Consider the following 21,557-nt stretch of genomic DNA (forward strand, 5'->3'; position numbering starts at 1 on the left):
CGCGGTCGCGCGAAGGAAACCCCGTCCCGTGAATGCCTTTACCCTTCTCCCCTTCATCGTGCTCATCGCGGCAATGTTCCTGATGACGCGCTCGGCCAAGAAGAAGCAGCAGCAGGCCGCCACCATGCGGAACGAGATGCAGCCCGGCTCCGGTGTCCGCACGATCGGGGGAATGTACGCGACGGTCAAGGAGGTCAACGAGGACACGGTCCTCCTCGACGCCGGCCCGGGCGTCGAGCTCCTCTTCGCCAAGAACGCGATCGGTGCCGTCCTCACCGACGACGAGTACAACCGCATCGTCCACGGCATCGAGCACGACCTGAAGTCCGACGCCGACATCGTCCCGGACGACGCCTCCTCCCTCACCGAGAGCGACGAGTCCGACTCGCCCGCTGCCGCCGCCTCCGACGACAAGGCCGTCGACCTCGGTAAGAAGGACGCCGACGAGGACGGCACCGACACGGCCGAGGCCGCCGAGGCCAAGGCGGACGACGAGCCGAAGAAGACCGACGGCGACTCCGACGCGAAGTAGTCACGCCCCGGTGGTGCGCTGCGCGGCACGATCACGCCCCGCGCACCACCGGGCGTCTGTTTCCCGCACGGAACAGCCCGACACCATGTCATGGCCGACCGCGCCGACCGCGTGGGGCGGCCCGAGAGGGAGTACGAGAAGGTGGCAGCACCCAAGAGGGGCCGGAGCGCGAGCGCCCAGAGCAAGCCAGGGCGCTCGCTGGCCCTCATCCTGATCGCCATCGTGGCGCTCACCGGAGGCATGTTCCTGTCCGGGAACAAGACTCCGCGTCTCGGCATCGACCTCGCCGGTGGCACGAGCATCACGCTCAAGGCGAAGGCCGACCAGGGGTCCGCGATCAACAAGGCCAACATGGACACCGCGGTCGACATCATGAACCGCCGTGTCAACGGCCTCGGCGTCTCCGAGGCGGAGGTGCAGACCCAGGGGACCGACAACATCATCGTCAACATCCCCAAGGGCACCAACTCCAAGGAGGCCCAGCAGCAGGTCGGCACCACCGCCAAGCTGTACTTCCGCCCGGTCCTGGCCAGCGAGCCCAGCGCCGGCGCCACGCAGACCCCGTCGCCGAGCGCGACCCCCAGCGGCGGCTCCTCGCCGAAGCCGGGCACGAGCCCCTCCACCAGTGCCTCCTCCAACCAGAAGGCGTCCTCGTCCTCCTCGGGCTCCCCGTCGCCCAAGGCCTCGGCGACCTCCCAGGGCCGTGCCGTCAGCGACGCGCTGAAGGCCGGCTCCACCCCCACGCCGAGCTCGTCCGCCTCCGGCAGCACCAAGCCGTCGGCCACCCCCTCGGCCACCCCCTCGGGCTCCTCCAGCGCCGCCACCGCCGCCGCCAAGCTCCAGGCGCAGTACGCCGCCCTGGACTGCACCAAGCCCGCCGAGCGGGCCAAGGTCGGAGGCGCCGCCAAGCCCGGCGAGCCCACCATCGCCTGCGGCCAGATCAGGAAGGTCTGGTACAAGTACATCCTCGGCCCGGTCGCCGTCGACGGCACCGAGGTGAAGAAGGCGCAGGCCGTCTTCGACACCCAGGGCGCCTCCGGCTGGCAGGTCCAGATGACCTTCAGCAACAGCGGCGCCAAGAAGTTCGCCGACATCACCGGCGAGCTGGCGAAGAACCAGCAGCCGCAGAACGAGTTCGCCATCGTCCTGGACGGCGACGTCGTCTCCAGCCCGTACGTGCAGCAGGCCATCACCGGCGGCCAGGCGGAGATCTCCGGCAGCTTCACGCAGCAGGACGCCCAGAGCCTCGCCAACATGCTGTCGTACGGCGCCCTGCCGCTCACCTTCCAGGAGCAGTCCGTCACCACCGTCACCGCCGCACTCGGCGGTGAGCAGCTGCACGCCGGTCTGCTCGCCGGCGCGATCGGTCTCGGCCTGGTCGTGATCTACCTGGTCGTCTACTACCGCGGCCTGTCGATCGTCGCCATGGCCTCGCTGGTGGTCTCCGCGATCCTGACCTATGTGATCATGTCGCTGCTCGGCCCGGCCATCGGCTTCGCGCTGAACCTGCCGGCCGTCTGCGGTGCCATCGTCGCCATCGGTATCACCGCCGACTCGTTCATCGTGTACTTCGAACGCATCCGGGACGAGATCCGCGAGGGCCGCTCGCTGCGCCCCGCCGTCGAGCGGGCCTGGCCGCGCGCCCGGCGCACCGTCCTCGTCTCCGACTTCGTGTCGTTCCTGGCCGCCGCCGTCCTGTTCATCGTGACCGTCGGCAAGGTCCAGGGCTTCGCGTTCACGCTCGGCCTGACCACCCTGCTCGACGTCGTCGTCGTCTTCCTGTTCACCAAGCCGCTGATGACGCTCCTCGCCCGCCGCAAGTTCTTCGCGAACGGGCACAAGTGGTCCGGCCTCGATCCGCAGAGCCTGGGTGCCAAGCCGCCGCTGCGCCGCACCCGCCGTCCCGCCGGTCCCGCCGCCGGCCCTGTCGACCCGAAGGAGGCCTGAGCGATGTCGAAACTCGGCAACCTCGGCGCTCGACTGCACCGCGGCGAGATCTCGTACGACTTCGTCGGCAAGCGCAAGATCTGGTACGGCGTCTCCATCCTGATCACCATCACGGCCATCCTCGGCCTGGCGGTGCGCGGGCTGAACATGGGCATCGAGTTCAAGGGCGGCGCGGTCTTCACCACGCCGACCCACATGAGCACCTCGGTGACCCAGGCGGAGAACTACGCCAAGGACGCCTCAGGCCATGAGGCGATCGTGCAGAAGCTCGGCAACGGCAGCCTGCGCATCCAGATCGCCGGTATCGACACCGGCCAGTCCGACAAGATCAAGCAGGAGCTGGCCAAGGACCTGAACCTCAACCCCGAGAAGCTCGCCGCCGACCTGGTCGGACCGAGCTGGGGCCAGCAGATCGCCAACAAGGCCTGGGAGGGCCTGGCGATCTTCATGGTGCTCGTCGTGATCTACCTGGCCATCGCCTTCGAGTGGCGCATGGCCGTCGCGGCCCTGGTCGCGCTGATCCACGACATCACGATCACGACCGGTATCTACGCCCTGGTCGGTTTCGAGGTCACGCCCGGTACGGTCATCGGTCTGCTGACGATCCTCGGTTACTCGCTCTACGACACGGTCGTCGTCTTCGACAGCCTCAAGGAGCAGACGAAGGACATCACCAAGCAGACCCGCTGGACCTACAGCGACATCGCGAACCGCTCGATCAACGGCACGCTGGTCCGGTCGATCAACACCACGGTCGTCGCCCTGCTGCCGGTCGCCGGTCTGCTGTTCATCGGCGGTGGCTTCCTCGGCGCCGGCACGCTGAACGACATCTCGCTGTCGCTGTTCGTCGGCCTCGCGGCCGGTGCCTACTCGTCGATCTTCATCGCCACGCCGCTCGTCGCCGACCTCAAGGAGCGCGAGCCGGCGATGAAGGCCCTCACCAAGCGGGTCCTGGCCAAGCGTGCCCAGGCCGCCGCCGAGGAGGACCTCGCCGCGGACCGCGCCGACGACGACTCCGACGCGGCCCCCGCCGTCGTGGGCCCCCGCAACCAGCCCGCGTCCCGCAGCCGGGGCCGCGGCCGGCCTTCCGGGAAGCGCCGATGACCGAGATCAGGGAACTGCTGCTCAGCCGCATCCGGGACGTCGCCGACTACCCGGAGCCGGGCGTGATGTTCAAGGACATCACCCCGCTCCTGGCGGACCCGGCGGCCTTCACCGCCCTCACCGACGCACTGGCCGAGACCGCCGCGAACTCCGGCGCGACCAAGATCGTCGGTCTGGAGGCCCGGGGCTTCATCCTCGGCGCCCCGGTCGCCGTCCGCGCGGGCCTCGGCTTCATCCCGGTCCGCAAGGCGGGCAAGCTGCCCGGAGCGACACTGCGCCAGGCGTACGACCTGGAGTACGGCTCGGCCGAGATCGAGGTGCACGCGGAGGACCTGACCTCCGGCGACCGCGTCCTGATCGTCGACGACGTCCTCGCCACAGGCGGTACGGCCGAGGCCGCGATCCACCTCATCCAGCGCGCCGGTGCCGAGGTCGCGGGCCTGGCGGTGCTGATGGAACTCGGTTTCCTGGGCGGCCGCGCCCGTCTGGAGCCTGCCCTGGGCGGGGCCCCGCTGGAGGCACTCCTCCAGGTCTGACCGAACCGCTGCACGAGCGGCCTGCGACCTCACCGCAGGCCGCTCCGCGTTTCCCACCGACATCACGCGTGGCCCCACCCGTGCGGCAGGCGGTGCGGGTGGTGGGTGGTGGGTGCCGGCTGCGGGGGTGCCCGCCGCTGACGGCCGCGCGACATGTACCCGGTCCACAACGCCCCGCACAGCCCCCACCCCGGGCAGGACCTCCCGAGCCACCCCCGGCGGTCGATGGCCGCCCATCACCAGCCCCCGGCAGCCGCCCACGGCAAGGGTGGCCCAGCGGGGCAACCGGTCCAGGGGGATGCATGCCGGACGGGTCCGCCCGCCACCGGCGGTCGCCGGCGGTGGAGGTGTCTCACCGGGTGGTCACCGGCCCCCGGAGATGCGAGCCGCACGGATCCGGGTGTCATCAGGCCCTCCGACCCCGGCAGCCTCGATGGCGAAGGCGACCCGTCCGGGGCCGTCTGCCTACCCCTCCGGCGGTCGATGGCCGACTGTCTCCAGCCCCCGGACGACCCCCGCAGCCGCTGACAGCGAGGGTGCCGCTCCGGGCCCACGGCCGATCCCCGGCATCGGCCGAGGGCGATCGCGTCCCAGCAGGGCGACCCGCACCCGGCCTCGGAAGGTGCGGGGGTGACAGCGTGGCAAACCCGCAGCCGGCCGAAGGCGAAGCCGAGGCCACCGGCAGGACACCCGCCGCACGCCCCGGAAACACCTGGAGGCCACCTCCAGGAATCCCGCGGAGACCTCGCGCGTTTCACGGGTAGACGGTCCTCACTTCCGGCTGAAGGCGATGACCAGCCGCAGGATCGCTACCATGGGGTCTCCGGAGCCTGACCGGGGGACCCGGATCGCGCACGAGGAGTCCTCTTGCCAGACGAGGCCCAGCACCTGACCGCCGCAAAGCCCGAGCCCGCCTCGGCCGCCGCGGCGAAGCCCGCGCCGCACGTGTCCAACGCGAAGAACGACACCCGCGGGCCGATCGAGCACGCCCAGTCCGCGCCCGTCGAGAAGGCTGCCGAGGCCTCGCGTCCCAAGCCCGCACCCACGGAGCGCCCGGCCCAGCCGCCCGTGGTGCGCCCGCCCATGGTCCAGCCCGGCCGCACCGGCTCCTCCAACCGCGTCCGCGCCCGCCTGGCCCGTCTCGGCGTGCAGCGCGCGAACCCCTACAACCCGGTTCTCGAGCCGCTGCTGCGGATAGTGCGCAGCAACGACCCGAAGATCGAGAACTCGACCCTGCGGCAGATCGAGCGCGCCTACCAGGTCGCCGAGCGCTGGCACCGCGGCCAGAAGCGCAAGAGCGGCGACCCGTACATCACGCATCCGCTCGCCGTGACCACCATCCTCGCCGAGCTGGGCATGGACCCGGCCACGCTCATGGCCGGCCTGCTGCACGACACCGTCGAGGACACCGAGTACGGCCTGGACCAGCTGCGCCGCGACTTCGGCGACACCGTCGCCCTGCTGGTGGACGGCGTCACCAAGCTGGACAAGGTCAAGTTCGGCGAGGCCGCGCAGGCCGAGACCGTGCGCAAGATGGTCGTGGCGATGGCCAAGGACCCGCGCGTCCTGGTCATCAAGCTCGCCGACCGCCTGCACAACATGCGCACCATGCGCTACCTCAAGCGCGAGAAGCAGGAGAAGAAGGCGCGCGAGACCCTCGAGATCTACGCGCCGCTCGCCCACCGGCTCGGCATGAACACCATCAAGTGGGAGCTGGAGGACCTCGCGTTCGCGATCCTCTACCCCAAGATGTACGACGAGATCGTCCGGCTGGTGGCCGAGCGGGCGCCCAAGCGGGACGAGTACCTCGCCATAGTGACCGACGAGGTCCAGGCCGACCTGCGCGCCGCCCGCATCAAGGCGACCGTCACCGGGCGCCCGAAGCACTACTACAGCGTCTACCAGAAGATGATCGTGCGGGGCCGCGACTTCGCCGAGATCTACGACCTGGTGGGCATCCGTGTCCTCGTCGACACCGTCCGCGACTGTTACGCCGCCCTCGGCACCGTGCACGCGCGATGGAACCCGGTCCCCGGCCGGTTCAAGGACTACATCGCGATGCCCAAGTTCAACATGTACCAGTCGCTGCACACGACGGTCATCGGGCCCAACGGCAAGCCGGTCGAGCTGCAGATCCGCACCTTCGACATGCACCGCCGCGCCGAGTACGGCATCGCCGCGCACTGGAAGTACAAGCAGGAGGCCGTCGCCGGCGCCTCCAAGGTCCGCACGGACGTGCCCAAGGCCTCCGGCAAGGACAAGGACGCCATCAACGACATGGCGTGGCTGCGCCAGCTGCTGGACTGGCAGAAGGAGACCGAGGACCCGGGCGAGTTCCTGGAGTCGCTGCGCTTCGACCTGTCCCGCAACGAGGTCTTCGTCTTCACCCCCAAGGGCGATGTCATCGCGCTGCCCGCCGGGGCCACCCCCGTGGACTTCGCGTACGCCGTCCACACCGAGGTCGGCCACCGCACGATAGGAGCGCGGGTCAACGGCAGACTCGTACCGCTCGAATCCACCCTGGACAACGGCGACTTGGTGGAGGTCTTCACCTCCAAGGCGCCCGGCGCGGGCCCTTCACGTGACTGGCTGGGTTTCGTCAAGTCCCCGCGCGCCCGCAACAAGATCCGGGCCTGGTTCTCCAAGGAGCGCCGCGACGAGGCGATCGAGCAGGGCAAGGACGCGATCGTACGGGCGATGCGCAAGCAGAACCTGCCGATCCAGCGCATCCTGACCGGGGACTCGCTGGTCACGCTCGCGCACGAGATGCGCTACTCGGACATCTCCGCGCTGTACGCGGCGATCGGCGAGGGGCACGTCTCCGCGCAGCACATCGTGCAGAAGCTCGTGCAGGCGCTCGGTGGCGAGGAGGCGGCCACCGAGGAGATCGACGAGTCGGTCCCGCCGTCCCGCAGCCGTGGCCGCAAGCGCCGCTCCAGCGCCGACCCCGGTGTCGTCGTCAAGGGCGTCGACGACGTATGGGTCAAGCTGGCCCGCTGCTGCACGCCCGTACCGGGCGACCCGATCATCGGTTTCGTCACGCGCGGCAGCGGCGTATCGGTTCACCGCAGCGACTGCCTCAACGTCGAGTCGCTGTCCCGCGAGCCGGAGCGCATCCTCGACGTCGAGTGGGCGCCGACGCAGTCCTCGGTCTTCCTGGTCGCCATCCAGGTGGAGGCGCTGGACCGCTCCCGCCTGCTGTCGGACGTCACCCGCGTGCTGTCCGACCAGCACGTCAACATCCTCTCGGCGGCCGTCCAGACCTCCCGCGACCGCGTGGCCACCTCCCGGTTCACCTTCGAGATGGGCGACCCGAAGCACCTCGGGCACGTGCTGAAGGCCGTACGCGGTGTGGAGGGCGTGTACGACGTCTACCGCGTGACGTCCGGACGCTCGCGGTCGTAAGCAGCCGTAGCCATGGAGAAGGCCCCGTACGCGCCGTACGGGGCCTTCTCCATGCGGACCGGGGGGATCAGCCGCCGAATTCCTGCAGGCCCTTCAGAGCCTGGTCCAGGAGCGCCTGGCGGCCCTCCAGCTCGCGCTCCAGCTTGTCGGCCTTGGAGCTGTTGCCCTGGGCGCGGGCCTGCTCGATCTGCGCCTTCAACTTGTCGACGGCGGCCTGCAGCTGACCGGTCAGACCCTCGGCACGCGCGCGTGCCTCCGGGTTCGTCCGGCGCCACTCGGCCTCCTCGGCCTCCTGGATCGCCCGCTCGACCGCGTGCATCCGGCCCTCGACCTTGGGACGCGCGTCCCGCGGGACGTGACCGATGGCCTCCCAGCGCTCGTTGATCGAGCGGAAGGCGGCGCGCGCGGACTTCAGGTCGCCGATCGGCAGGAGCTTCTCGGCCTCCTCGGCCAGCTCCTCCTTCAGCTTGAGGTTCTCGGACTGCTCCGCGTCCCGCTCGGCGAACACCGAGCTGCGGGCGGCGAAGAACACGTCCTGGGCGCCGCGGAAGCGGTTCCACAGGTCGTCCTCGTGCTCGCGCTGGGCGCGGCCCGCGGCCTTCCACTGCGCCATCAGATCGCGGTACTGGGCCGCCGTCGGACCCCAGTCCGTCGAACCGGACAGCGCCTCGGCCTCGGCGACCAGCCGCTCCTTGATCCGGCGGGCCTCCTCGCGCTGCGCGTCCAGCTGCGCGAAGTGCGCCTTGCGCCGCTTGGAGAACGCCGACCGGGCGTGCGAGAAGCGGTGCCACAGCTCGTCATCGGACTTGCGGTCCAGACGCGGCAGGCCCTTCCAGGTGTCCACCAGCGCCCGCAGCCGCTCACCGGCCGCCCGCCACTGGTCGGACTGCGCCAGCTGCTCCGCCTCGGCGACCAGGTCCTCCTTGGCCTTGCGGGCCTCGTCGGACTGCTTGGCCCGCTGCGCCTTGCGCTCCTCACGGCGCGCCTCGACCGTCTCCACGAGCTTGTCCAGCCGCTGGCGGAGCGCGTCCAGGTCGCCGACCGCGTGGTGGGCGTCGACCTGCTCGCGCAGGTGGGCGATCGCGGCCTGGGCGTCCTTCGCCGACAGGTCGGTGGTCTTCACTCGCTTCTCGAGGAGGCCGATCTCGACAACCAGGCCCTCGTACTTGCGCTCGAAGTAGGCCAGCGCCTCCTCAGGGGAGCCGGCCGCCCAGGAACCGACGACCTGCTCGCCGTCGGCCGTACGCACGTACACGGTCCCCGTCTCGTCGACGCGGCCCCACGGGTCGCTGCTCACAGCGCCTCCTCCACATGATGCCTGCGGAGGGCCTCAGCACCCCCGGGCATCGTCCACAGTTTCGTCACGGCCAACATAGGCGACCAGCGGGTTGCCTGTCCGCATCCAGCGCGACCGAAATTCCGCAGTTGGCCGTGTTGGGCCTCAGGCCGGCGTCAGGACTTCGTCACCGTCGCCTTGTTGATCACCACGGTCGCGTTGGGAGCGGTGTTGCCCGAGGTCGGGTCGGCCGGCTGGGCACCCGCGGCGGCGATCTTCTGCAGCACCTTCATGCCCGCGGCCGACACCGTGCCGAACGGGGTGTAGCTGGGCGGCAACGGGCTGTTCTTGTAGACCAGGAAGAACTGGCTGCCGCCGGTGTGCTTCTGACCGGTGTTGGCCATCGCCACCGTGCCCGCCGGGTAGGTGTTGCCCTTCAGGCTCTTGTCCTTGAGGTTCTCGTCGGGAAGCGTGTAGCCCGGCCCGCCCATGCCGGTGCCCTGCGGGTCGCCGCACTGCAGCACGAAGATCCCGTCCGTGGTCAGGCGGTGGCACTTGGTGTGGTCGAAGAAGCCCTGGCCCGCCAGGAAGTCGAACGAGTTCACCGTGTGCGGGGCGGCGGCCGTCTTCAGCGCGATGTCGATGTCGCCGCACGTCGTGGCGAGCTTCATCGTGTACTTCGCCGACGTGTCGATCGTCAACGCCGGCTCCTTCTTCCAGCTCAGCTTCTTCGCCGAGCCGGCCGCCGGCTTCGCGCACGGGTCCGGGGCCTTGCTGGTCGGCGAGGCGCTGGGCGTGACGTCCGCGGCGGTGTTCGTCTTCTTGTCGTCGTTCTTCAGCACCCCGGTCGTGTACAGCGCCACACTTCCGATCACGACCACGCCCAGTACCGACGCGATCACGGAGTTGCGCACGCGGGCCTTGCGACGCGCCTGTGTGCGCCGCTGCTGCTGCCGCAAGAACTTCTCCCGGGCGAGCTGACGCCGCCGCTGCTCCTGGCTGACCACCGGGTTCTCTCCTCATGCGTGTCGTGTGTCGACCGGTACGCGTGCGTGCTCGTGAGCCGACCGTTGCGTGTAGCCCCGTACCGTATATGGGTTCGCTGAGGAAACGGCAGCGCCGGTAGGCTCTGGGCCACAGCTTGTGGTCACCCGTATCGACACAACGAAGGACGATCGTGCTCATTGCCGGGTTCCCCGCCGGGGCCTGGGGGACGAACTGTTATCTCGTCGCCCCTGCCGCCGGTGAGGAGTGCGTGATCATCGACCCCGGCCACCAGGCCGCCGAAGGCGTCGAGGAAGCACTGAAGAAGCATCGGCTCAAGCCCGTCGCCGTCGTCCTCACCCACGGGCACATCGATCACGTGGCCTCGGTCGTCCCGGTCTGCGGCGCGCACGACGTGCCGGCCTGGATCCACCCCGAGGACCGGTACATGATGAGCGACCCCGGGAAGGCGCTCGGCCGGTCCATCGGGATGCCGCTGCTGGGCGAGCTGACCGTGGGGGAGCCGGACGACGTCCGGGAGCTGACGAACGGCACCACCCTCGAACTGGCGGGCCTGGAGTTCTCCGTCGCGCACGCGCCGGGCCATACCAAGGGGTCGGTGACCTTCCGGATGCCCGAGACCGCCGACATCCCGTCGGTGTTCTTCTCCGGGGATCTGCTGTTCGCCGGCTCCATCGGACGCACTGACCTGCCGGGCGGATCCATGGAGGACATGCTCGAGTCGCTGGCCCGTGTGTGCCTGCCGCTCGACGACTCCACCGTGGTGCTGTCCGGCCACGGCCCCCAGACGACCATCGGCCAGGAGCGCGCCACCAACCCCTATCTGCGGCAGGTGGCGGCCGGCCAGGGAGCCTCCCCGGCTCCCCGACGAGGAATGTGACGAGAGAACTCCGTGAGCACTTTCAAGGCCCCCAAGGGCACCTACGACCTGCTGCCGCCCGACAGCGCCAAGTTCCTGGCCGTCCGCGAGGCGATCGCCGCGCCGCTCAGGAGCTCCGGCTACGGCTACATCGAGACGCCCGGTTTCGAGAGCGTGGAACTGTTCGCGCGGGGTGTCGGTGAGTCCACCGACATCGTGACGAAGGAGATGTACGTCTTCGAGACGAAGGGCGGCGACAAGCTGGCCCTGCGCCCGGAGACCACCGCGCCCGTGCTGCGCGCGGTCCTGGAGGCCAACCTGTACAAGACGGGCAACCTCCCGGTGAAGGTCTGGTACTCGGGCTCGCAGTACCGCTACGAGCGCCCGCAGAAGGGCCGCTACCGGCACTTCTCGCAGGTCGGCGCCGAGGCGATCGGCGCGGAGGACCCGGCCCTCGACGCCGAGCTGATCATCCTGGCCGACCAGGCGTACCGCTCGCTGGGCCTGCGCGACTTCCGCATCCTGCTGAACAGCCTCGGCGACCGGGAGTGCCGCCCGGTGTACCGGGCCGCGCTGCAGGAGTTCCTGCTCGGCCTCGACCTGGACGAGGACACCCGCCGCCGCGTCGACATCAACCCGCTCCGGGTCCTCGACGACAAGCGCGAGTCGGTCCAGAAGCAGCTCACCGGCGCGCCCCTCCTGCGCGACTACCTGTGCGACGCCTGCAAGGCCTACCACGAGGAGGTCCGCGAGCTGATCACCGCGGCGGGCGTGGCCTTCGAGGACGACCCGAAGCTGGTGCGCGGCCTGGACTACTACACCCGCACCACCTTCGAGTTCGTGCACGACGGCCTGGGCTCGCAGTCGGCGGTGGGCGGCGGCGGCCGCTACGACGGACTGTCCGAGATGATCGGCGGCCCCGCGCTGCCGTCGGTCGGCTGGGCCCTCGGCGTCGACCGCACGGTCCTCGCACTGGAGGCGGAGGGCGTGGAGCTGGACCTCCCGTCCACCACGTCGGTGTACGCCGTCCCGCTCGGCGAGGAGGCCCGCCGGGTGCTGTTCGCCAAGGTCACCGAGCTGCGCAAGGTCGGCATCTCGGCGGACTTCGCCTACGGCGGCAAGGGCCTGAAGGGCGCCATGAAGAACGCCAACCGCAGCGGCGCCCGCTACGCACTCGTGGCCGGCGAACGCGACCTCGCCGAGGGCGTCGTCCAGCTCAAGGACATGGAGTCCGGCGAGCAGACGGCGATCGGCGTGAACGAGATCGTGGCGGAACTGGAGTCCCGGCTCGGCTAGTCGAGCAAGGAGTGGGCGCCGGGAACGACCCCCCCGGCGCCCTCTCACTGTTCCAGCAGGCCGTACCGCATCGCGCTGGTGACCGCCGCGGTCCGGTCGTCCACCCCCAACTTGCCGAAGATCCGCAGCATATGGGTCTTCACGGTCGACTCCCCGATGTACAGGCGCCGGCCTATCTCCGCGTTCGTGCAGCCCTCGGCCACCAGCCGCAGCACCGCCGTCTCCCGTTCCGACAGCCGGGGGCGTTCCGGCTTGGTGCGGAGCTGGTCCACCAGGCGGGCCGCGACCGACGGGGCCAGTACGGTCTCGCCGCGCGCGGCCGCCCGTACCGCTTCCGCCAGTTCCCGGCGGGGCAGGTCCTTCAGCAAGTAGCCCGCGGCGCCCGCCTCCACGGCCCGCAGGATGTCCCGGTCGGTCTCGTACGTCGTCAGCACGATCACCCGGCACGGCAGACCGGCCGCCGTCATCCGCACGATCGAGTCCACGCCGCCACCGCCCGGCATACGCAGGTCCATCAGCACGATGTCCGGGTGCAGTTCGGCAGCCAGCGCCTCCGCCTGCGGCCCGCTCGCCGCGTCGCCGACCACCTCGAGGTCCGGTTCGGCGCTCAGCATGGCGCGCAGTCCCTCCCGTACCACGGGGTGGTCGTCGGCCAGGACGATCCGGATCACGGCACCTCACTCACAACAGCGGCAGGAACGGGCAGGCGTACGGTCACCGTCGTACCGCCGCCGGGTGCGCTGCGGACGGTCGCCGTGCCGCCCGCCTCGGCGGCGCGGGCGCGCAGCCCCGCCAGACCGTATCCGGTGCGGACGGCGGCGGGGTCGAAGCCACAGCCGTCGTCGCGGACGGAGAGCGTCAGCGTGCCGTCGGCGTAGCCGAGGCGGACCTCCACCCGCGTCGGAGTCCCGGCGTGTTTACGGGCGTTGGTCAGCGCCTCCTGGCAGGCGCGCAGGGCCACCACCTCCACGCTCGCGGGCAGCGGGCGCACCGGGCCGGTGACCTCCAGCGCCGCCTCGTGCCGGGCGGCCAGCCGGTCGAGCGCGTCCCGCAGCGAGGCTCCTGCCAGATCGGCGGGCGCGCCGTCCGCCACCAGCGCGCGGGCCTCGGCCAGGTTCCGGCGGGCCGTGTCGTCCATCAGCGCGAGGTGACGCCGGGCCTGAGCGGGGTCGGTGTCCAGCTCGGCCTCCACCGCCTGCACCAGCATGAGCAGGCTGGTGAAGCCCTGCGCGAGCGTGTCGTGGATCTCCCGGGACAGCCGCTCGCGCTCGGCGAGGGCGCCGTGCGCCGCCGACAGCCGGGCGACCTCGCTCCTGCTGGACTCCAACTCCGCGATCAGCTCGGCGCGTTCCCAGCTCTGCTCGATGATCCGGATGATCCAGCCGCCGATCACCACGGAGAACATCAGACCGACCACGGCGAACAGTGCGTTGGCGAAGAAATCCTCGGCAGCGGGCCGCCACAGCAGCGCCCAGCCCGCGAGCGGGAGCAGGTTGACCACGGTGACCGCGACCAGCGCGCCTCGCGTGCGCAGGGTCATGAAGCACTGGGGGATCAGCGCGAAGGCCAGCAAACGGGTTTCGCCTGCCAGCACTCCCGACGGCAGGAACAGGGCCAACGCGCCCACCAGGTAGTACAGGGCGCGGCGTTCGTCCGGCGGGTTCTGGCCCAGCAGCGGGCGTCCCACCAGCAGGTACCAGGGCACGAGCGGCACGAGCAGCCCGGCCGCGACGGCCCGGACCGGCCACACCGGGTGCTCCGCGCCCATCAGCATGGCCAGCGTGGCCGCCCAGGCCAGCGCGAAGTACGCGTCCCAGACCCGGATCGACCGGTCCCAGGCATGGACGCCCCGGGCCCGGTCTCCCCTCACCCCTCGCGCCGGTTCTTCCACCGGAAGGTCAGCAAGCACAGCACCAATCCTCCGACGCACCAGGCGCCCAGCACCAACGCGATCCGTCCGAACTCCCATGCGTGCGCCTGTTCCAGGACCTTCGCCGAGTCGGGCAGGAAGACGCCCCGCAGGCCCTGGCACAGCCACTTGAGCGGGAACAGCGCGCCGATGTCGAGCATCCAGCCGGGGATGGTGCCGATGGCGATGTAGACCCCGGAGACGAACTGGAGCACCAGGAAGGGCAGGACGACGACGGAGCCGGCGCTCTTCGCCGACTTGGGCACCGAACTGATGGCGATGCCCAGGAGCGCGCACGCGGTCAGCCCGAGCACGAAGATCCACGCGAAGTCGAACCAGCGGCCGGGGTCGGACGGCAGGTGGACGTCGTAGCACACCGTGCCGACGGCCAGCAGGATCGCGGTCTCCAGGACGGCGGTGAACAGGACCAGCCAGATCTTGCCCAGGAAGTAGGCCGCGGGCGGCATCGGGGTGCCCCGCAGCCGCCGCAGCACCTTCTCGTCCCGTTCGACGGCGATGGAGATGCCCAGCGACTGGAAACTCGTCGACATGATCCCGGAGGCCGTCATCGCGGGCACGTACAGCTGGGAGGCGGTGACCCCGGTGTGCCCGACGTCGTCGTGGAAGATCGACGCGAACAGGAACAGGAACACCACCGGGAACGAGAACGTGAACACCACCTGCTCGCGCAGCCGGAAGAACTGCCTGATCTCCAGCCCGCCCCGCAGCAGTCCGAGCCGCCAGGCGCCGGGCGGGGATCCGGCGGACGCGCGGTCGGTGGCCCGTACGGCGGTCGTGGTCATCGGGCGGCCTCCTGACCGGTCAGCCGGAGGTAGACGTCCTCCAGGGTCGGGCGGGTCACGGTCAGCCCGGGTATCTCGCCGTCGAAGCGGTGCATGAGCGCGGCGACGGTCTTCGTGGGTGTGCCGGTGTGCTCCACGCGCGCGGAGCCGTCGGATTCCGTCCAGCCGACGGTCGCGCCGGCGCCGTACCGCTCGCGCAGGCCGGCCGGCGTGCCCTCGGCGACCACCCGCCCCCTGGCGACGACCGCGAGCCGGTCGGCGAGAGCCTCGGCCTCCTCCAGGTAGTGCGTGGTGAGCAGGATCGTGGTGCCCTCGTCGGCGAGCAGCCGGATCAGGTCCCAGAACTGGCGCCGGGCGGCCGGGTCGAAGCCGGTGGTCGGCTCGTCCAGGAGCAGCAGCTCGGGGTCGCCGATCACGCCGAGCGCCACGTCCAGGCGGCGCCGCTGGCCGCCGGAGAGGGCCTTGATCCGGCTGTCCGCCTTCGCCTGGAGGCCGACCAGGCGGATGACGTCCTCCGGGTCGCGCGGGCGGGGGTAGTAGCGGGCGAAGTGCCGTACCGTCTCGCCGACCGTCAACTCCGCGGGCGCCGATTCGTCCTGCCAGACGATTCCCACACGGGATCTCCACGCGCGCGTGCCCGTCGCCGGGTCCGCGCCGAGGACACGGACCTCGCCGCCGTCCCGTGACCGGTTGCCCTGGAGGATCTCCACCGTGGTGCTCTTGCCCGCGCCGTTGGGCCCGAGCAGGCCGAACACCTCACCGTGCCGGATGCCCAGGTCGAGCCCGTCCACCGCGGTCACGCCCCCGTACCGCTTGCGCAGCCCCCGGACGTCCACCGCGAGTTCGTTCGCGTGTGCTGTCATGACCACGAGCATCGGCCGGAACCGAACGATCCGTGACCACCGTGCGTACCTCCTTATGTCCTTCGAACGGTGGACACACGCGTACGTGCGGCACAATGAGCCGTGCCCGAAGATGGTCCGACTCTCAAGTGACGGAATCGGCGTGATGAGCAAGACGACAGTCAACGACGTCTCCACGGAGTCGGGTCCCGAGCGTCCCGCCGACGCCCCGCGCACGGTGGGCGGCAGCCGTGCCTTCGCCCTGCTGCTGGTGATCACCGGCGCGGCCGGACTGCTGGCCGCCTGGGTCATCACGCTCGACAAGAACAAGATCCTCGAGGCGAAGCTCGCCGGGAAGACGTTCACGCCGGGCTGCAGCGTCAACCCGATCGTGTCCTGCGGCAGCGTCATGGAGAGCAAGCAGGCGGCGGCCTTCGGCTTCCCGAACCCCTGGCTCGGCCTGGTCTGCTACGGCATCGTCATCTGCGTCGGCATGAGCCTGCTGGGCCGCGCCCGGTTCCCCCGCTGGTACTGGCTGACCTTCAACTTCGGCACGCTCTTCGGCGTCGGCTTCTGCACCTGGCTGCAGTTCGAGTCCCTGTACCGGATCAACGCGCTGTGCCTGTGGTGCTCGCTGGCCTGGGTCGCCACGATCACCATGTTCTGGTTCGTGACCTCGTTCAACGTCCGCAACGACCTCCTGCCGGCCCCCCGCTGGCTGAAGTCCTTCTTCGGCGAGTTCACCTGGGTGGTGCCGGTCACGCACTGCGGCATCATCGCCATGCTGATCCTGACCCGCTGGGGCAGCCAGCTCTGGGCCTGACCCCGGCCCCGGCCGCGTTGTCAGTGCGGTGATTTAGGGTTTTGGACGTGGAACCCGACCTGTTCACCGCGGCAGCAGAAGAACGCCAGGAGAAGGACCCGGCAGCGAGTCCCCTGGCGGTGCGCATGCGCCCGCGCACGCTCGACGAGGTGGTGGGCCAGCAGCATCTGCTGAAGCCCGGCTCGCCGCTGCGGCGGCTGGTCGGCGAGGGGTCCGGCGGCCCGGCCGGACCGTCCTCGGTGATCCTCTGGGGCCCGCCCGGAACCGGCAAGACCACCCTGGCGTACGTCGTCTCCAAGGCGACGAACAAGCGGTTCGTGGAGCTGTCCGCGATCACCGCCGGCGTCAAGGAGGTCCGCGCGGTCATCGACGGCGCCCGCCGCGCCACCGGCGGCTTCGGCAAGGAGACCGTCCTCTTCCTGGACGAGATCCACCGCTTCAGCAAGGCCCAGCAGGACTCCCTGCTCCCGGCGGTCGAGAACCGCTGGGTGACCCTGATCGCGGCCACGACCGAGAACCCGTACTTCTCGGTGATCTCGCCCCTGCTGTCCCGCTCGCTCCTGCTGACCCTCGAACCGCTCACCGACGACGACATCCGGGGCCTGCTCAAGCGCGCCCTGACCGACGAGCGCGGCCTGAAGGACGCCGTCGGCCTCCCCGAGGAGACCGAGGAGCACCTGGTGCGCATCGCCGGCGGCGACGCCCGCCGGGCCCTGACCGCCCTGGAGGCCGCCGCCGGAGCCGCCCTCGACAACGGCGAGAGCGCGATCAGCCTGGAGACGCTGGAACAGACGGTGGACCGCGCGGCGGTGAAGTACGACCGCGACGGCGACCAGCACTACGACGTCGCCAGCGCCCTCATCAAGTCCATCAGGGGTTCCGACGTCGACGCCGCCCTGCACTACCTTGCCCGCATGATCGAGGCAGGCGAGGACCCCCGCTTCATCGCCCGCCGCCTGATGATCTCCGCCAGCGAGGACATCGGCCTGGCCGACCCGAACGCCCTGCCCATCGCGGTCGCCGCCGCCCAGGCCGTCGCCATGATCGGCTTCCCCGAGGCCGCCCTCACCCTCAGCCACGCCACCATCGCTCTCGCGCTCGCCCCCAAGTCCAACTCGGCGACCACCGCGATCGGCGCCGCCATGGAGGACGTACGCAAGGGCCTGGCCGGCCCGGTCCCGCCGCACCTGCGCGACGGGCACTACAAGGGCGCCGCCAAGCTGGGCCACGCCCAGGGCTACGTGTACCCGCACGACCTGCCCGAGGGCATCGCCCAGCAGCAGTACGCCCCGGACGCCCTGAAGGACCGCGAGTACTACACCCCGGGCCGGCACGGCGCCGAGGCGCGGTACGCGGACGCGGTGGAGTGGACCCGCAAGCACCTCGGTCGCAGGCGGTCATGAGCGCCCTGTAGACTTGCCCGAAGTGCTGAGTCCCGCGCAGTCAGAGCGGGACACCCGGCCGGAGTCCGGCCCCCGGGGCCAGTCCTCGGGAAAACGGACTCCAGGAGCGTCGCGCACCGTCGAACGGTGTCGCGGGCAGCCCACCACCACCCGGAGACCCGGGACGGTCGGTGGGCCACTCGCGTGCTGCACGTATGTGCCCAGACCAGGGAAGCGGCTGCCCGGCAGGTCCCGCAGGGACCCGGCGGGTTTTCCCGGCTGCGGATGCGACCTCCCTAACCCTGACGAGCCGAAAACTACGAAAGAGATTGAGACAGTGGCGAACCAGTCCCGCCCCAAGGTCAAGAAGTCGCGTGCCCTCGGCATCGCGCTGACCCCGAAGGCCGTCAAGTACTTCGAGGCCCGCCCCTACCCGCCGGGTGAGCACGGCCGTGGCCGCAAGCAGAACTCGGACTACAAGGTCCGTCTGCTGGAGAAGCAGCGTCTGCGCGCGCAGTACGACATCTCCGAGCGCCAGCTGGTCCGCGCCTACGAGCGCGCGTCCAAGGTCCAGGGCAAGACCGGTGAGGCCCTGATCGTGGAGCTCGAGCGCCGTCTCGACGCCCTGGTCCTGCGTTCGGGCATCGCCCGCACCATCTACCAGGCCCGTCAGATGGTCGTCCACGGCCACATCCAGGTCAACGGCCAGAAGGTCGACAAGCCGTCCTTCCGTGTCCGTCCGGACGACGTCGTGCAGGTCCGCGACCGCTCCAAGGACAAGACGCTCTTCACGATCGCCCGTGAGGGTGGCTTCGCCCCCGAGGGCGAGACCCCGCGCTACCTGCAGGTGAACCTCAAGGCCCTGGCGTTCCGCCTGGACCGCGAGCCGAACCGCAAGGAGATCCCGGTGATCTGCGACGAGCAGCTCGTCGTCGAGTACTACGCCCGCTGACCCCAGCCACGGCGTAGTACTTCAGCCCGCTGTCTCCCCGTCCGGCCCTGCCGGACGGGGAGACAGCGGGTTCGTGTTTCCCGCCCCTCACGTTGCAGGCAGGTCCGGTCGTTCGGACAGTGCGGGCCGGTGGGGGCCGGCCGCGCCCCGCGGCGGAGCCGCATCTTGACACTGCCCCGCGCCCCTTCGGGGCACGTCGGCCCCCCGCGGAGCCGGCAGCGCACCCAACGGTCGAACCGCACCATGCCCCAGCGCCCGGTCAACCGCCGTAGCGCGGTCCAGCAGAGCACCTTCCCGCACGCACGCCTCGTACCGGGCATCCCCCAGTGACTGCCGCGCCATCGCCTCGCACCGCTCGTGCGGCGCGTTGTAGTACGCCGAGCCGAACAGCGGCAGCCCCACCGACGGCCACTGCCGGCCCGCCGCGCCCTGCAGCACCGCCGCCTCGGCCGGGTCCCCCTCCGCGGCCGTCACCAGCGCCAGCAGCTCGATCGTCAGCACCGTGCCGAGCAGGTCGTGGAAGGCGTGCGCGTTGGCCAGACAGTCCGCCAGCAGCTCCCGCGCGCCCGCCGTGTCCCCCTCCTGCCAGGCCGCGTACGCCAGCACATAGAGCGCGTAGGAGCGGGCCCAGCGCTCCCCGTGGTCCTCGCACACCCGGCGCACGTCCTCGCACAGCCGTACCGCGTCCCGCAGGTCCCCCTGGAAGGCCCGGGCCATCGCCAGCTCCACCTGGGCCATCAGCACATTGCTGTTGAGTTCGCCGATCTCCTGGTAGCGGTCCAGCGCCGACCGCAGCAGCGTTTCTGCACGGGCCATGTCATCGGTGACCAGCGCCAGGCAGCCGGTGCGGTGCTCCGCGTACGCCGACGCCGTGGGATCAGCGACCCGCTCGGCCTGCTCCCGGCACTCCCGCAGCGCCGCCAGCGCCGGCACACTGTCGCCCTGGAGGATCGCCACATAGCCGAGCACCCACAGCGCCTTCAGCCGTGACTGCTCGTACTCCGACTCCAGCTCCACGCTGCGCGTCAGCCAGCGGCGGCCCTCCGCGAGCCGCCCGCAGCCGACCCAGCAGAACCACAGCGAGCCGGCGAGGTACTGGCCGAGATGAGCCTCCCCCGGCTCCGTGAGACAGAACTCCAGCGCCGCCCGCAGATTGGGCAGCTCCGCCTCGACCCGCGCAGCGACCTCGAACTGCCGCGGCGAGAACCAGTCCAGCTCGCACCAGGTCGCCAGGCCCACATACCAGTCCCGGTGCCGCCTGCGCAGCCGGCCCGCGTCCCCGATGCCCTCCAGCCACTCGGCGCCGTAGACCCGGACCGTGTCGAGCATCCGGTAGCGCGGGCCGGCCGGGGTCTCCTCGCGGTTCACGACCGACTGGGCCAGCAGCTGCGACAGCACGTCCAGGACGTCCTCGGCGGGCAGCCCGTCGCCGCTGCACACGTACTCGGCGGCCTCCAGGTCGAAGGTCTGCGCGAACACCGAAAGACGCGCCCACAGCAGCCGCTCGGCGGGCGTGCACAGCTCGTGGCTCCAGCCGATCGCCGTGCGCAGCGTCTGGTGGCGGGCCGGCGGTCCCCCGGGGACGGAACGCGCCCCGGCGCCCGTGGCCAGCAGCCGGAACCGGTCGTCCAGCCGCTGCAGGAGCTGCGCCGGGGACAGTGCCCGCAGCCGCCCGGCCGCCAGCTCCAGTGCCAGCGGGATCCCCTCCAGCCGCCGGCACAGCTCGCGCACCTCGGCGCCGTCGGACACCTCCAGGCCCTGCTCCCGGGCCCGGTCGGTGAACAGCTCCACCGCCTCCTCCTCACCGAGCGGCGCCAGCGGGAACAGCCTCTCGCCCGCCAGCCCCAGCGGACGCCGGCCCACGGCCAGCACCCGCAGCCGGGGCAGCTTCCGCAACAGTTCCGCCGTCAACTCGGCGCAGGCGTCCACCAGATGCTCGAACCCGTCCAGCACCAGCAGGGCCGGACGGCCCGCGAGATGTTCCAGCAGGGCATCCCGGGGGAGCCGGGCGGTGTGGTCGGTCAGTCCCAGCGCCTCCGCCACCGCGTACTCCACGAACTGCGGATCGCGCACCGGCGCCAGTTCCACGCGCCCCGCCCCGGTCTCCCATCCGGCGGCGACCCGCGCGGCCAGCCGGGACTTGCCGACCCCGCCGACCCCGGTGACGGTGACCAGCCGCGCCCGTCCGAGCGCCTCCGTCAGCTCGGCGAGTTCGGCCGAGCGCCCGACGAACGTGGTCAGTTCCAGGGGTGGATCGCCGTCGGAGAAGGGATCTGGGCGCTGAGGACCTCGCATGGGACACGGAGCGTACTGAACCGTGTTCACTGCGTACAATGGCTTCCCGCAACTCCGTCCTCGCCTCCCCGGTAATCCGGTACGGAGCCCAGGCCATGGCGCGATAGGCTCGGACACGACCTTTTCGATGGTGAGGCACGTTTCAGGGAGCGGGTGCGCACAGTGTCCGGTGGAGAGGTGGCCGGGATCCTGGTGGCCGTCTTCTGGGCGATCCTGGTCTCCTTCCTCGCGGTGGCTCTCGCGAGGCTGGCCCAGACGCTCAAGGCGACCACCAAGCTGGTGGCGGACGTGACCGACCAGGCCGTCCCGCTGCTCGCCGACGCCTCGGCGGCCGTGCGTTCCGCCCAGACCCAGATCGACCGCGTCGACGCGATCGCCTCCGACGTCCAGGAGGTCACGTCCAACGCCTCCGCGCTGTCGACCACGGTCGCCTCCACCTTCGGCGGCCCGCTGGTCAAGGTCGCGGCCTTCGGCTACGGCGTCCGCCGGGCGCTGGGCGGCCGCAAGGAGGGCGTGCCCGCAAAGGCGCCCCGGCGTACCGTGATCGTGGGCCGCACGGTCCCCGCCGCACGACGCAAGCGGAAGTAAGGA

The 21,557-nt window shown here is 70.8% G+C and carries 18 protein-coding genes; 11 read left to right on the plus strand and 7 right to left on the minus strand.

Annotated elements, in window-relative coordinates; translation table 11 throughout:
• Positions 1–28 precede the first annotated feature (28 nt).
• From yajC to FB563_RS27595, 5 genes are all read left to right on the plus strand, one after another.
• Positions 29–532, plus strand: a complete 504-nt coding sequence (gene yajC / locus FB563_RS27575) for a preprotein translocase subunit YajC (protein ID WP_055710108.1) — start codon at positions 29–31, stop codon at positions 530–532.
• A gap of 141 nt (positions 533–673) precedes the next feature.
• Complete coding sequence (gene secD / locus FB563_RS27580) at positions 674–2,479, plus strand: protein translocase subunit SecD (RefSeq protein WP_199833031.1); 1,806 nt, start codon at positions 674–676, stop codon at positions 2,477–2,479.
• Positions 2,480–2,482: 3 nt separating this feature from the next.
• Entirely contained in the window at positions 2,483–3,583 is a 1,101-nt protein-coding gene (gene secF / locus FB563_RS27585) for a protein translocase subunit SecF (RefSeq protein ID WP_055710107.1), read from the plus strand.
• On the plus strand, positions 3,580–4,119 hold the full coding sequence (locus FB563_RS27590) for an adenine phosphoribosyltransferase (RefSeq protein ID WP_055710106.1): 540 nt from the start codon (positions 3,580–3,582) through the stop codon (positions 4,117–4,119). The genes secF and FB563_RS27590 overlap by 4 nt, the downstream gene beginning before the upstream one ends.
• An 867-nt stretch (positions 4,120–4,986) precedes the next feature.
• The gene (locus FB563_RS27595; RefSeq protein ID WP_055709887.1) at positions 4,987–7,524 is read left to right on the plus strand and encodes a RelA/SpoT family protein; all 2,538 of its coding nucleotides are present in this window, start codon (positions 4,987–4,989) and stop codon (positions 7,522–7,524) included.
• A gap of 67 nt (positions 7,525–7,591) precedes the next feature.
• On the opposite strand, the gene FB563_RS27600 is transcribed toward FB563_RS27595, so the two are convergent.
• Together FB563_RS27600 and FB563_RS27605 are read right to left on the minus strand one after the other, a co-directional pair.
• The gene (locus FB563_RS27600; RefSeq protein ID WP_055709886.1) at positions 7,592–8,821 is read right to left on the minus strand and encodes a DUF349 domain-containing protein; all 1,230 of its coding nucleotides are present in this window, start codon (positions 8,819–8,821) and stop codon (positions 7,592–7,594) included.
• Between the two features lie 155 nt (positions 8,822–8,976).
• On the minus strand, positions 8,977–9,807 hold the full coding sequence (locus tag FB563_RS27605; RefSeq protein ID WP_055709885.1) for a peptidylprolyl isomerase: 831 nt from the start codon (positions 9,805–9,807) through the stop codon (positions 8,977–8,979).
• A 170-nt stretch (positions 9,808–9,977) separates the two neighbouring features.
• On the opposite strand from FB563_RS27605, the gene FB563_RS27610 reads away from it, so the two are divergent.
• Together FB563_RS27610 and hisS are read left to right on the plus strand one after the other, a co-directional pair.
• Positions 9,978–10,685 carry an MBL fold metallo-hydrolase gene (locus FB563_RS27610; protein ID WP_055709884.1) on the plus strand — a complete coding sequence of 236 codons (708 nt, stop codon included), beginning with the start codon at positions 9,978–9,980 and terminating at the stop codon, positions 10,683–10,685.
• A gap of 12 nt (positions 10,686–10,697) precedes the next feature.
• A complete protein-coding gene (gene hisS / locus FB563_RS27615; RefSeq protein ID WP_055709883.1) occupies positions 10,698–11,960 on the plus strand; it encodes a histidine--tRNA ligase in 1,263 nt (420 codons plus the stop codon).
• A 44-nt stretch (positions 11,961–12,004) separates the two neighbouring features.
• Here the strand turns inward: hisS and FB563_RS27620 are convergent, their stop codons facing one another.
• From FB563_RS27620 to FB563_RS27635, 4 genes are read right to left on the minus strand one after another with little or no spacing between them, the layout of a single operon-like run.
• Entirely contained in the window at positions 12,005–12,631 is a 627-nt protein-coding gene (locus FB563_RS27620) for a response regulator (protein ID WP_055709882.1), read from the minus strand.
• Positions 12,628–13,830 (minus strand): sensor histidine kinase, encoded by a 1,203-nt coding sequence (locus FB563_RS27625; RefSeq protein ID WP_234358052.1) that lies wholly within the window; start codon positions 13,828–13,830, stop codon positions 12,628–12,630. The genes FB563_RS27620 and FB563_RS27625 overlap by 4 nt, the downstream gene beginning before the upstream one ends.
• Positions 13,827–14,672: an ABC transporter permease gene (locus tag FB563_RS27630; protein WP_055709880.1), complete on the minus strand. Its 846-nt coding sequence runs from the start codon at positions 14,670–14,672 to the stop codon at positions 13,827–13,829. Before FB563_RS27630 ends, FB563_RS27625 begins: the two co-directional genes overlap by 4 nt.
• Positions 14,669–15,535: an ABC transporter ATP-binding protein gene (locus tag FB563_RS27635; protein WP_055709888.1), complete on the minus strand. Its 867-nt coding sequence runs from the start codon at positions 15,533–15,535 to the stop codon at positions 14,669–14,671. Before FB563_RS27635 ends, FB563_RS27630 begins: the two co-directional genes overlap by 4 nt.
• Before the next feature lie 145 nt (positions 15,536–15,680).
• On the opposite strand from FB563_RS27635, the gene FB563_RS27640 reads away from it, so the two are divergent.
• The 3 genes from FB563_RS27640 (at position 15,681) to rpsD (ending at position 18,671) form a co-directional block, all read left to right on the plus strand.
• Entirely contained in the window at positions 15,681–16,337 is a 657-nt protein-coding gene (locus FB563_RS27640) for a vitamin K epoxide reductase family protein (protein WP_055709879.1), read from the plus strand.
• Positions 16,338–16,384: 47 nt separating this feature from the next.
• On the plus strand, positions 16,385–17,740 hold the full coding sequence (locus FB563_RS27645; RefSeq protein ID WP_055705442.1) for a replication-associated recombination protein A: 1,356 nt from the start codon (positions 16,385–16,387) through the stop codon (positions 17,738–17,740).
• A 316-nt stretch (positions 17,741–18,056) separates the two neighbouring features.
• Positions 18,057–18,671 carry a 30S ribosomal protein S4 gene (gene rpsD, locus FB563_RS27650; protein ID WP_055705441.1) on the plus strand — a complete coding sequence of 205 codons (615 nt, stop codon included), beginning with the start codon at positions 18,057–18,059 and terminating at the stop codon, positions 18,669–18,671.
• Positions 18,672–18,758: 87 nt separating this feature from the next.
• Here the strand turns inward: rpsD and FB563_RS27655 are convergent, their stop codons facing one another.
• Positions 18,759–20,966 (minus strand): ATP-binding protein, encoded by a 2,208-nt coding sequence (locus tag FB563_RS27655; RefSeq protein WP_234357675.1) that lies wholly within the window; start codon positions 20,964–20,966, stop codon positions 18,759–18,761.
• 162 nt (positions 20,967–21,128) lie between these two features.
• Between FB563_RS27655 and FB563_RS27660 the strand changes: the two genes are divergently transcribed.
• The gene (locus tag FB563_RS27660) at positions 21,129–21,554 is read left to right on the plus strand and encodes a DUF948 domain-containing protein (RefSeq protein WP_055705440.1); all 426 of its coding nucleotides are present in this window, start codon (positions 21,129–21,131) and stop codon (positions 21,552–21,554) included.
• Positions 21,555–21,557: the final 3 nt, after the last annotated feature.

Source organism: Streptomyces puniciscabiei (assembly GCF_006715785.1).
GTDB lineage: Bacteria > Actinomycetota > Actinomycetes > Streptomycetales > Streptomycetaceae > Streptomyces > Streptomyces puniciscabiei.